Genomic DNA, 11,922 nt, shown 5'->3' with positions numbered 1-11,922 from the left:
CCGAAAAAACAACGCTAAGGCCGCGAGGCTCCCTGATCTGGGGTGATCTCGGGGAAGGCGGGGCGGTGGCCCGTTGCCGGGCGCAGGGTGGCTCGTTGGGCTGAATGGGTGGCTGGCGGGAAGGCGGGCGGATGGCGACGAGGGTTTTCAGTGATGAGGAGCTGGAGGCCCTGCGGTCGTTCCCGTCGATCGGCAAGGACGAGCTGATCCGGTACTTCACCCTCACCCCGGCCGACGAGGCGTTCCTGCGGAAGTTCCGGCGGGCCCAGAACGTGCTCGGCGCCGCTGTGCAGCTGTCTGCCCTGCCCTGGCTGGGCTTCGTCCCCGACGATGTGGCCGCCGCTCCGCCCGCGGCGGTCGGCCGCCTGGCTCGCCAGCTCGGGCTCGCCAGCTCGGGCTCGCCGTCGCCGATCTGGCGGGCTACGGCGAGCGTGAGCAGCCCCGTACCGATCATCTGCGGGAGATCGCCGAGTATCTGGGGTGGAAGCCGGCGAAGACCATCGAGCTCAAGGAACTGGACGAGTTCCTGCTGGCCCGCGCGATGGAACACGACGCCCCGAGCCTCCTGTTCCGGCTGGGCTGCGAGTATCTGCGTTCGGCGAAGGTGATCCGGCCGGGTGTCGTCTCTCTGCTGGGAGAAGGTCGCCACCGCCCGCGAGGCCGCCGAGCGGGAGACCCACGCCCGCGTGGCTCACCTGTTGGGCCCGGAGCGGGCGCCGGCTCTGGACGGGCTGCTGGTCTTCGATGCGAAGCTGCGGTCCTCGCGGCTGCACTGGCTGGTGACCGGCCCGGTGCAGGCGTCGCCGACGAGCGTGGGCGGCGAGGTCGAGACTGAAGTTCCTGCGGGGACTTGGCGCGGACACCCTGGACATGTCGTCGCTGCCCGCCGAGCGGCGCCGCTACCTGGCCCAGATCGGGCGCCGGCTGACCGCGCAGGCCCTGGTGCGGCGCGAGCCCAACCGGCGCCATCCGATCCTGCTGACACTGCTCGCGCAGTCCTCGGTCGACGTCCTCGACTCCGTCGTCCAGCTCTTCGACCAGACCCTGTCGGGCTCGGAGTCCCGCGCGCGCATCAAGCTGCGCGAGGTGCTCGCCGAGCGGGCCAAGCTCTCCGAGGACCGGCTCGCCCTGCTGGAGGAGATCCTGCCTGTGCTGGCCGATGCCGGTATCCCGGACGAGGCGGTGGGGACGCTGCCGCGCGGGAAGATCGGCATGTCCCGGCTGCGGGCCGCGCAGGCCGGGGCCACGGCGCGGTTGCCGAAAGACCACGGACATCTGGCGCTGCTGGAAGGCTCCTACACCTACATCCGGCAGTTCGCGCCGAAGGTGCTTCAGGCGGTGCGGTTCGGCGGCGGCACCGAGGCGCAGCCCCTGATCGAGGCGCTTGGGATCCTGCGGGAGATGAATGCCAACGGCGCCCGCAATGTCCCCGACAACGCACCGACGCTGTTCGTGCCGACCCGGTGGCAGGGCTACCTGGACGAGGCCGCGGCCAAGGACGACCCGACCGCGTACCGGCACTACTGGGAGCTGTGCACGCTGCTCGCGCTGCGCGACGGCCTGCGTTCGGGGGACGTGTTCGTGCCGGGCTCGCGCCGCTACGACAACCCGGCCGCCCACCTGTTCAAGCCCGCCCAGTGGGAGACGCACCGCACGGAGTTCTGCCGCCTGGTCGGCAAGAGCCCCAACGCCTCCGAGGCCCTGCCGCTGGTGATGAACGAGCTGGATGAGGCTCTGGGCGACCTGGAGGAGATCCTGGTGCGCGGCGACGGGCCCGTCCGGCTGAATGATGCCGGGGAGCTGGTCATCTCGCCGCTGACGGCGGAGGACATCCCGTCCGAGGCCGAGGAGCTGCATGGCGAGCTGGAGCGGATGCTGCCGAACGTGCCGATCGCCTCGCTGCTGGTGGAGATGGACCGGCACACCGGGTTCCTGGACTGCTTCGTCCACGCCGGTGGCAAGCAGGCCCGCTCTCCGCAGCTCAAGAGGAATCTGATCGCCTGCCTGATCGGGCTGTCCACGAATCTCGGTCTGCACGGCATGGCCGCGTCCTGCGGCATCACGTATGACGTGCTGGCGTGGACCGCGGAGTGGTACATCCGCGAGGAGACGCTCCGCGAGGCGAACATCTGCCTGGTCAACTACCACCACAAGCTGCCGGTGACCGCGATGTTCGGCTCGGGCACCCTGTCCTCCTCCGACGGCCAGCGGTTCCCCACCCGGGGTAAGTCGATCACCGCTCGGCACCTGAGGAAGTACTTCGTGTCCGAGGGCATCTCCACCTACACCCACGTCTCCGACCAGCACTCCACGTTCGGCACGAAGGTCATCGTTGCCACCCACCGCGAGGCGCACTACGTGCTGGACGAGATCCTGGGCAACGCCACCGACCTGCCGATCACCGAGCACGCCACCGACACGCACGGCGTCACCCTGGTCAACTTCGGTCTGTTCGACATGGTCGGCAAGCAGCTCTCGCCCCGTATCCGCGACCTGGGCAAGATCACCCTGTACCGGATGGGTGCCAAGAGCGACTACGCGGAGCGGTTCCCGAAAGCGGGGCCGCTGCTGACGAAGAAGGCCAACCTCGACCTGGTCGCCGATCACTGGGACGACCTGCTGCGTCTGGCCGGTCGCTGAAGTACGGGCACGCCACCGCCTCCCTGATCGTCGGCAAGCTTTCGGCGTCTTCCCGGCAGAATGCCCTGGCCGCCGCGCTCAAGGAGTACGGGGCGATCCGCAGAACGATCTACGCGGCGAAGTACCTGTCGGACGAGGGCTACCGGCGCAAGATCGCCCGGCAGCTGAACAAGGGCGAGTCCCTCCACGCCCTGCGCCGTCAGCTGCACTACGCCCGCGAGGGCAAGATCACCCGGCGCCAGCCCGAGCAGCAGAACGAGCAGGCGTGGTGCCTGACGGTGGTGACGAACGCCGTGGTCTGCTGGCACACCGAGTACATGGGCCTGGCCGTCGGCGAACTACGCGGCGCCGGCCGCGACGTGGACACCGAGGTCCTGGCGCACATCTCACCGGCCCGCAGCTCGGTGGTCAACTACTACGGCTCCATCACCGTCGACTACGAGCACGAACTGGCCCAGCTCGACGACCAGGGACACCGACCGCTGCGGACCGTGGCCACGGACGAGCCCGGAGCCGGGCTGTAGAGCAGCGGATCGGCCCCGGCGAGGTGCCCGGCCCCGCACCACTTCGGACATCGCCGAGCGGGTGGCCCCAGCAGCGGGGGCGTTGTCCTCCTTCGCCGTATGATCCGCTATACGGCTCCCCAGCCATCTTGGAGGAGAACGAAGGCGGCGTCCATGGCGCGTTCGGGATCGTCGGTGCGGTGAGCGAAGGCCGATGTCTCCCGAACGACGGCTCCGTCTGGGAGCCAGCCACCGCCACCTGGCACCCCCCGCGGACCGGGCCCCACTGGCCCGTCGCCGCCAGGCGCCGCACGGGCGCCCGCCTCATCGGCGGCTGCTGCTGCCGCATCGGCCCGGCCCGGATCGCGGACCTCGCGGCGGAGTGCGCTGGTCCGGATGTATGACGGCGCATCAACTTCGGTCATTCGTAGATGACTTCTGGTCAAAGAGGTCTCCCGCGCGGCTCCCGGGAGCTGACAGGGGCGCTCCGGAAGGTCAGGATGCTCCGACATCCACAGGGGGGCGTCATGAGCACTGCCGAGAGCGCACCGGCAACCGAACCTCGGGGCGGGGAGGATCCGGACGCCGGAGCGGAACTCGCGCGGCGGGTCTTCACCGGCCAGGAGCGCTGGGGCTGGGAGTTCGTCCAGCCGTCCGCGCCCCCCGCACACCGGGACGCCCAGCATCCGCCCGTCTACTCCGAACCCTCCGGCGACGAGGTCCGCGCCATGGAGGAGCGCGTCATGACCGCCCGGAAGAACAGGGGCACGGGCTGTCTCCTCCTGCTCGCGGGCATCGTCGCCTACGTGGCCGGCGGCCCGTCCGCCGTCGTGATCGTCGTCGTCCTCGTCATCGTCCTCATGGCCGCGACCTCCCCGGCCGCCAGGCTGAGGGCCGCCCGCCGGCGCCTGAAAGCCGCCCGCACCAGCGCCCAGCGGGACTACGAGCAGCGCCGGCGCGCCTGGCAGAGCCGGATCGACGCCCACCACGCGGAGCACCTGCGGCACAACGACACGCTGGACACCTGGTTCCCGCTGTCCCTCACCTCCGGTCCCAGCCGGATCGACGTGTTCGGCGGCACGGGCAACGGCTGGGCCAGCCTGCTCGCCACGGTCGGCGGGCCGCTCCTCGGCGGTGGCGCCCCGCTCGTCGTCCTGGACCTCACCCAGCAGGCCGTCGCCCTCGAACTCGCCGGCCTCGCCGCGCGCCGCGACATCGCCGTCGCCCACGTACCCATGCCCGGGGCCCTGCTCGACGCGGACCTGAGCGCGGAGTTCACTCCCGAGGAGCTGGCCGAGACCATCGCCGAGGCGCTGGGCACCATGCGGCCGCCCGGCGCGGACGTGGACCTCCACACCATCGACGTGGACCTCGTCCAGACCGTCGTGGAACTGCTCGAAGGGCCCGTCACCTTCGCCCGGCTCGCCGCCGGGCTGCGCGTCCTGCTCCGCGTCTACGATCCCGCCCCCGGCGCGCCCGGGCCGCTCGGCCCCACCGAGGTCGAGTCGATCACCCGGGCCGTCGACCTCCTGGGCCAGGGCGAGCGCGTCCAGAACGAACTGCGCTACGTCCGGGCGCAGACGGAGCTGCTCACGCCGAGGGGGCAGGAGGCCGCCGTCCCCGGCGGCGGCCGCGCCGCGGACTGGTGGCGGCCCGGCGGACTGACGATCGTCACGACCGAGGACTCCGTGCGCCGCCGCAAGGACCTCACCGACCGCTTCGTCTTCTTCCGGCTGGTCCACGCGCTGCGCACCCGCGCCGTGGCGCACGGCTCGGGGACCCTCGTCGTCGCCGGAGCCGACCACCTCGGCCGTGACGCCCTGGAATCTATGGCGCGCGAGGCCCGCACGGCCGGTGTCCGGCTCGTGTTCCTGCTCGAACACCTGCGGGAGGGCACCGTCCAGGTCGCCGGCGGATCGGACAGCGCGACGGTGTTCATGCGCATGGGCAACGGCGAGGAGGCCAAGGCAGCCGCGCAGTTCATCGGGCAGGAGCACAAATTCCTCGTCAACCAGCTGACCCGGCAGGTCGGGGAGACCCTCACCGAGGGCCGCGGCAGCAGCTACGGCGGCCAGCGGGGCGTCTCGGACACGGACGGCTCCAACCGGGGCGGCGGCACCTCCGGCAGCAGCTGGGGGAGCTCCAGGTCCTTCTCGACCTCCCTCTCGCGCAGCTGGCAGGACTCGACCAACACCTCCACCGCCCGATCCACGACGACCGGCGAGAACCTCAGCCGCGTCTACGAGTTCGCGATCGAGCCCACCCAGCTCCAGGCCCTCCCGGCGACCGGCCTGGTCCTCGTCGAAACCGGGCCGGCGGGCCGCCGCGTCGTGTTCGGGGACTGCAATCCCGGCATCAACTTCCTGCCCCGGCTCTCCGCCCGCCCCCGCGCGAGCCTGACGTGAGCCCCGGTGCCGGGGGCGCGGCCCGGCCCGCCGGACTCGGCGCGTACCGCTTCCACCGCCTGATCACCGTGCCCCGGCGGCCCGAGGACGGCCGTACGGAGGACCGTACGGCCGCCCAGCTCACCGCCGCCGTCACAGCGGCCCACGCCGTGCTCTCCGCGCCCTCGGCCGGTGGGGAGCACCGCCCGGCGGGTCTGGCCGCGGCATGGATACGCCCGGGCCGGCACCGGCCGCTGCACTTCCTGGTGGGCGGAACGCCCGGCTTCCCGCCCGCGGGCGACGAGCCCGCCGCGGACGGTGCGCAGCGCCCCCTGCGCTACCCGCCCGGCTCCACCGCCCGCGACGTCCCGGCGGGCGAGACGGTCGCCCTGCTGGAACGGCTGCCGTTCTGGATCCCCTGCCTCGGCTCCCACGACGCCCTGCGCCTGGGCGACGACGAGCGCGCCCTGCCGGGCGAACGCCGCGGCTCCTTCGACGACGCGGTCGCCCACCTCCCGTACGCCTTCGCCTGGCTCGTGCTGGCCGAGCCCCTCCCGTACGAGCGGCTGGACCAGGAGCGCGCGGCACTCGCCGTCCAGCTGCCCCGGCTGCGCCAACGCGAGAACTCCGCCGCCGACCGGGTGGCGGCCGACCGGGCCGAGGCCCGCTACCGCGAGCTGACCCGGGCCCTGGCCACCGGGGTGTGGAACGTGCGCGTGCTGGTCGGCGCCGAGCGGCCCGAGTCGGCGCTCGCCTCGGCGGCCCTGCTGTGCGGCGCCGGCGACCTCGACGAGCTGCCGTACGTGCTCGTACCGGCGCGGCGGCCGATGCCCTTCGCCGAGGCGCTGACCACCGTCACGCCGCAACCAGCGGCGGCCCCGGCCGCGGGCGCCGCCGGGCCGCCGGGCAGCGTGCCCTTCGTCGCCCCCGCCGAACTGGTCGCGGCGCTGGCCCGGCCGCCCGCGCGGGAGCTCCCGGGCATCCGTACGGTGGCCCCGAACCGGTTCGACGTCACCTCCGACGACACGGGACACGACCCCGACGCCTTCCTGATCGGCGACATCCTCGACGAGGCCCTCATGCCCGCCGACCGGCTCCACGTCTCCCGCTCCACCCTCAACCGGCACGCCTTCGTCTGCGGGGCGACTGGCTCGGGCAAGTCCCAGACGGTACGGAGCCTGCTCACCACCCTGTCCACGCACGACCGGCCGATCCCCTGGCTGGCGGTCGAGCCGGCGAAGGCCGAGTACGCGCGCATCGCCGGCCGCCTCGCCGCGGCGGGGGGACCCGAGCGCGCCCGGCGCGTCACCGTGATCCGGCCCGGTGACGTGGACGTAGCCCCCGCCTCGCTCAACCCGCTGGAGCCGGAGCCGGGCTTTCCGCTGCAGAGCCACGTGGACCTCGTACGGGCCCTGTTCCTCGCGGCGTTCGAGGGGCACGAGCCCTTCCCGCAGGTGCTGTCACGGGCCCTGTCCCAGTGCTACACGGCCGCCGGATGGGACCTCGTCACCGGCGAACCGCGCCCGGCCCACAAGCCCAAGTACGTACTGGAGGAGCCGGACGAGCCGCGGACGGCCCGCTACCCGACCCTGGGCGAACTCCAGGCCACCGCCCGGCAGGTCGTCGAGATGATCGGATACGGCAAGGAGATCACCGCGGACGTGCGGGGCTTCGTCGACGTCCGGATGGGCTCGCTGCGGGAGGGCGCGCCGGGCCGGTTCTTCGAGGGCGGCCATCCCCTGGACATCGCCGGGCTGCTCGCCGGGAACGTAGTCCTCGAACTGGAGACGATCACCAACGACCAGGACAAGGCCTTCCTCATCGGCGCCGTCCTCATCCGCCTGGTCGAACACCTGCGGGTGCACCACGGCGCCGGCGGGGTCCCGCTGCGCCACGTCCTGGTGGTGGAGGAGGCGCACCGGCTCCTGAAGAACGTGGAGGACGGGCCGGCGGCCGCCGCCGTCGAGCTCTTCGCCTCCCTGCTCGCGGAGATCCGGGCGTACGGCGAGGGTGTTGTGATCGTCGAGCAGATCCCCAGCAAGATCCTGCCCGACGTCATCAAGAACAGCGCGCTGAAGATCATGCACCGGCTGCCCGCAGAGGACGACCGGCGCGCGGTCGGCGCGACCATGAACCTCCAGCCCGAGCAGAGCGAGAACGTCGTCGCCCTGCCGCCCGGACGGGCCGCCATCGCCGCCGACGGCATGGACCGGCCCGTCCTGACGGCCATCCCGCACGGGGAGCGCGCCGAGAGCGCCGAGGGCGCGTCGACGGAGCCGCCGCTGCTGAGCAGCCGCAGCCCGCTGTGCGGGACCTCCTGCCGCCGCGCGCCGTGCACCCTGCGCACGATGAACGACTCCCACCACCGCTCCGTGGAGCCCCTCCAGCTGATCTGGACGGACGTGGCGGCCTCGGCCCAGGCAATGGGCAAGGACGCGCCGGGCCCGTCCGACCCGGTCCGGGCCGCGTTGACGGCGCTCCCGGACCGCGACCTGGAATGCACCCTGGTGTACGGGGTGGAACGTGCGGTGTCCGCCCGCGAGTCCCTGATGCGCGACGAGGTCGACCCGGGCGACTTCGCCCGGCGCCTACACGCCGTGCTCCGCGCCGAACTGCTGAGCACCGACCCGCCGGGCGGCGACCCACGGCGCTACACGTACGCGAACTACCGCTTCCGGGACGTGATCCGGGTCATCCACCAGACCAGGACCTCCGTTCCGGACGGCCCGCACACCTACCCGGACCACGAGGCCCAGTGGGCCTCCCGGGGCCTGGTCCTGACCGGGACCTCGGGGGCGGACCACCGCCTCCAGATCCACGCCCTGCCGGGGTACCGGCAGGAGCGGGTCCACGCCCGGGTCGGGGACGTGGAACGCAGCGGGCTGCGCGACGCGGTGGCGGCGGTGACGGGCGGCACGACGGAGGAGCACGTGACGCGGGCCTTCACGATGGCCTGCGCGGCGGGACCGCGCCTGCGCGCGGTGGTGGCGGAGACGGCGGTACGGGTGGCGCTGGAGTGCGCCCGCGAGAAGGGGACCCGTCCATGAGCGAACTCGGTGGCCCGACCGACGCCCCGCCCCCACCCCCGCCCCCTCCGCCCCCGGAGCCGCCGACGGACGCGCACCGGGACGGCGACGAACCGGAGGAGGAGGCGGGGGCGGCGGACGCCGAAGCGGCAACGGACACGAACACGGACTCGGAGACGGACCCCGTCCCGCACGCCGCCGAAAAGCCGTTGGACGGCGACCACGTCCCGGACCCGCCGCCGATGGACGCACCGCAGGAGGCCGAGCCCGGGAGCCCGTCCGAAGCGCAGCCGCCGACGGCCCACCAGGAACCCACCACGCCCGGCACCCCCAAGGACCCGCCCCCGCCCGAAACGGACGGCCCCACCCACGACCAGCCTGAACCCCCCTCCCCGGAACCGACCGACACCCCACCGCAAGAGCCGACCCCCGAGGAGCAAACGGCGGAACAACCGGACCCTCAGAAACAGGAGTCAGAACCCGAACCGGAGCCCAAACCAGAACCGGAGCCCGAACCGGAGCCCGAACCAGAACCGGAGCCCGAACCGGAGCCCGAACCGGAGCCCGAACCCAAGCCGGAACCCGAGCCCGAGCCGGAACCGGAGCGCGAGCGGGAAGCGGAGCCGGAGCGCGAGCCCGATCCGGAAGCGGAGCCCGAGCCCGACACCGAACCGGATCCGGAGTCAGAACCCGAGGCGGAGCCGGACCCCGAACGCGACCCCGAACCCGAGTCCGAACCCGAGTCCGAACCCAAACCGGAATCGAAGCCGGTGCCCGACCACGACCGGGACCACGACGCGGACGCGCACACGGACGCGGACGCCGGGCCGGAATCCGAAGCCGAGCCGGAGCCCGCCACGGAACCGGACCCCGAACCCGAAGGGCAACGCGAACGCGAACGCGAGCTCCGACCCGACCCCGACGCAATTCAGGACACGGTCGGGCAGGCGGCGCCTCCGCCCGACTCCGGGCCCTCACCGGACGACCCGACGGGCACCGACACCCCGCCCGACCAACAGGCCGCGGAGACCGACGGCGAGCCGGACCCCGGTGCCGAACTCGCCCAAACGATAGGCACCGTCGCCGAAGGCGCGATCAAGACCGGCGCCGCCCTGGCCGGAGCCGGTATGGCCCTGGCCGAAGGCGCCGTGGATCACATCGAAGAGCGCGCCGAGAGCGCACCGTTCAACGCGCGCTCCGCAGCCGTCGAACGCGGACTCGCAGGGGATGGCCCGCGGGACGGGGGCGTCGACGCCGCCCCCGCTGTGAACGAGGGGGCGTTGAGCGAAGGCACGCTTGACGACGCACATGCGGCAGGCGTTCCTCCGCCGGACGCTTCGCCTGAGCCGACGACCGGCGACCCGGTGCCGGGCACCCCCGGTGCCGGTGAAGGACTGTCCGATGGCCCTCCGGGAGGCGATGGCCCTCCGGGGGCCGATGGACCTTCGGGAGACGACGTTCCGTCCAGATGGGAGAGCACCCTTTCGCCGGACCGGCTCACTCAGATCTATGAGTCCGAAGTGCGCGGGCGAATATTCGGGGACTATGTGGGTGGCGAGGATTCGCCTACCGCCATATTTGTCGGAGGACCTCCCGGTTCCGGAAAATCCTACGTAATGAACGGCATTCGAGAAGAGTTCGGCGAGAACGTCGTAATTCTTGATGCCGACACGCTCAGGGAGTTCCATCCGGACTATGACGAGGTTCTGGCCGAAGACCCACAGTCCATGCCGGATGTGACGAGTCAGGCCATCGGGAAGTGGACAGAGCTGGCCATCGCCGAATCCCGGGACGGCAAGTACAACGTGGCGATCGAAGGGACCTTCAGGAATCCGGCAATACTCATGGGGACGGCCGAGTCATTCGGCGATGAATGGCGAAAAGAGGTGCGTGCGGTCGCAGTTCCGGAGGGAGTCAGCAGGCTCGGCACGCTGGATCGGTTCACGAGTGTCGAGAACGGTCGGTGGGTTCCGCCGCAGGTGCATGATGAGGCCTATACGAACAACCCGGAGACGCTGGCCGGGGCGTTTGAATCGGGCCAGTTCGCGCGGATCTCCGTATCGAACAGGCGGGAAACAATTGCCGACAGTGTGCGCAACGATCAAGGAGAATACGCCCCGGATCGTTCGGAGTTCCTCGGTCGACTTGAGTCGGCACGGGAGGGGGCGTTGGATCGGGATGACGCTCAGGATCACATGGGTGCGTTCTACAAGACCATGGATTCGTTCGTTGCCAAGGATCAGATGAACGATGCCACGAATCCTGTCGTATTCAAGTCCATGGTGGATGCGGAGTCGGTCCAGCCTTCCGCCGACTTCGACAGGACTCAACGTGCTGAGCACTGGGGGCGCATGTACGCCTACGGGCTCGGGCTTGAACTCGAGTACGCGAAGGAGATGTGGGACTGGTGAACCGCGGCCACGATCCAAGGGGCGGGCTCGTGGGCGGGGTGTTCCGGGGCGGGGAGCGGTGGGGGTGGGAGTTCGTCGTGCCTGGTGGGGTGGTGGCGCATCCTTATGCGGGGAATCCGCCCGTGTGGGTCGAGCCGTACTTTCCCGAGCTGGCCCGTCTGGAGGAGCGGCGCTCCCTGCGGTTGAGCGCCGGCCAGATCGTGGGGGTGGTGTTCGCCATCGCCGTGCTCGGGATGATCACGGTCGGCTGGATCTCCCGCATCTTGGCCGGGGGTGTTCATCGTCGTCGTGTCCGTCACCAACCCGAACCGCGAGCGGGCCGCCGAGGAGCGGGGGCGGCAGTGGGAGGCGCACCAGCAGCGGGTCGCCGCCTGGCAGCGGATGCTGTACGAGGGGCATGACCCACCTCCCGCAAGAACGGCAAGGCCATCGGTGGCGTCAAGGTCTCCGACGACGACATGCTCGCCACTGCCCTCCGACTGCGCGACCAGAAACAGCTGTCCCTGCGCGAGATCGCCTCCCGCCTCGTTATCCGGACCGGCAAGAAGCGCGGCCAGCCCCCAGCCCCGACCACCGTCATGCGCATGCTGCGCGAACACGACGAATAGACGGCTGCAGTCACTCTGCGGCTCACAGCCTGACCTGGGGCTCAATCCTTAGCGTTGTTTTTTCGGCGAGAATTACAGGGACCCCGTGATGGAGCACAGCCCTCGACTGCCGGATGCAACTGCGGGGACAGCCGCCACACGGCCGCTGTCATCTCTCGGGTTCCGGCACAGGCGCCCTGACCCCGGAATTTGGACACCGGAGACACTTGGATCTCGCGTTGTACCGGTCGAGGCCGGGAGCGACGATCAAGTCGGTCGCCGGTGATCTCGAGGTGAATACCGAGACGCTGCGAAACTAAGGGTTGTCCCGTAAATGATCTTTGAGTTGCCCTGGGCAGGGGGCAGTCGCG

At 71.3% G+C, this 11,922-nt stretch carries 7 protein-coding genes and 1 pseudogene; all 8 read left to right on the top strand.

Going from position 1 to position 11,922, the window contains the following annotated elements:
* Positions 1 to 104: 104 nt before the first annotated feature.
* Positions 105 to 383, top strand: a pseudogene (locus tag ACFWBF_RS32485) (DUF4158 domain-containing protein); the annotation flags it as partial.
* A complete protein-coding gene (locus tag ACFWBF_RS32480) occupies positions 308 to 835 on the top strand; it encodes a DUF4158 domain-containing protein (protein WP_385608206.1) in 528 nt (175 codons plus the stop codon). The pseudogene ACFWBF_RS32485 and the gene ACFWBF_RS32480, both read left to right, overlap by 76 nt.
* Positions 832 to 2,640 carry a Tn3 family transposase gene (locus ACFWBF_RS32475; RefSeq protein ID WP_385608204.1) on the top strand — a complete coding sequence of 603 codons (1,809 nt, stop codon included), beginning with the start codon at positions 832 to 834 and terminating at the stop codon, positions 2,638 to 2,640. The genes ACFWBF_RS32480 and ACFWBF_RS32475 overlap by 4 nt, the downstream gene beginning before the upstream one ends.
* Positions 2,607 to 3,164, top strand: a complete 558-nt coding sequence (locus ACFWBF_RS32470; protein ID WP_385608202.1) for a Tn3 family transposase — start codon at positions 2,607 to 2,609, stop codon at positions 3,162 to 3,164. Before ACFWBF_RS32475 ends, ACFWBF_RS32470 begins: the two co-directional genes overlap by 34 nt.
* Positions 3,165 to 3,670: 506 nt before the next feature.
* On the top strand, positions 3,671 to 5,548 hold the full coding sequence (locus ACFWBF_RS32465) for a hypothetical protein (protein ID WP_385608188.1): 1,878 nt from the start codon (positions 3,671 to 3,673) through the stop codon (positions 5,546 to 5,548).
* Positions 5,545 to 8,574, top strand: coding sequence for an ATP-binding protein (locus ACFWBF_RS32460; RefSeq protein WP_385608186.1), 3,030 nt, complete (start codon positions 5,545 to 5,547; stop codon positions 8,572 to 8,574). The genes ACFWBF_RS32465 and ACFWBF_RS32460 overlap by 4 nt, the downstream gene beginning before the upstream one ends.
* Complete coding sequence (locus ACFWBF_RS32455; protein ID WP_385608184.1) at positions 8,571 to 10,964, top strand: zeta toxin family protein; 2,394 nt, start codon at positions 8,571 to 8,573, stop codon at positions 10,962 to 10,964. Before ACFWBF_RS32460 ends, ACFWBF_RS32455 begins: the two co-directional genes overlap by 4 nt.
* A gap of 458 nt (positions 10,965 to 11,422) precedes the next feature.
* Positions 11,423 to 11,572 carry a hypothetical protein gene (locus ACFWBF_RS32450; RefSeq protein ID WP_385608182.1) on the top strand — a complete coding sequence of 50 codons (150 nt, stop codon included), beginning with the start codon at positions 11,423 to 11,425 and terminating at the stop codon, positions 11,570 to 11,572.
* Positions 11,573 to 11,922: the final 350 nt, after the last annotated feature.

It is taken from the genome of Streptomyces sp. NPDC060028 (assembly GCF_042736725.1).
Taxonomy (GTDB): domain Bacteria; phylum Actinomycetota; class Actinomycetes; order Streptomycetales; family Streptomycetaceae; genus Streptomyces.
The sequence above is the reverse complement of the archived record's forward strand: the minus strand, read 5'-3'. Positions and strand labels throughout refer to the sequence as shown.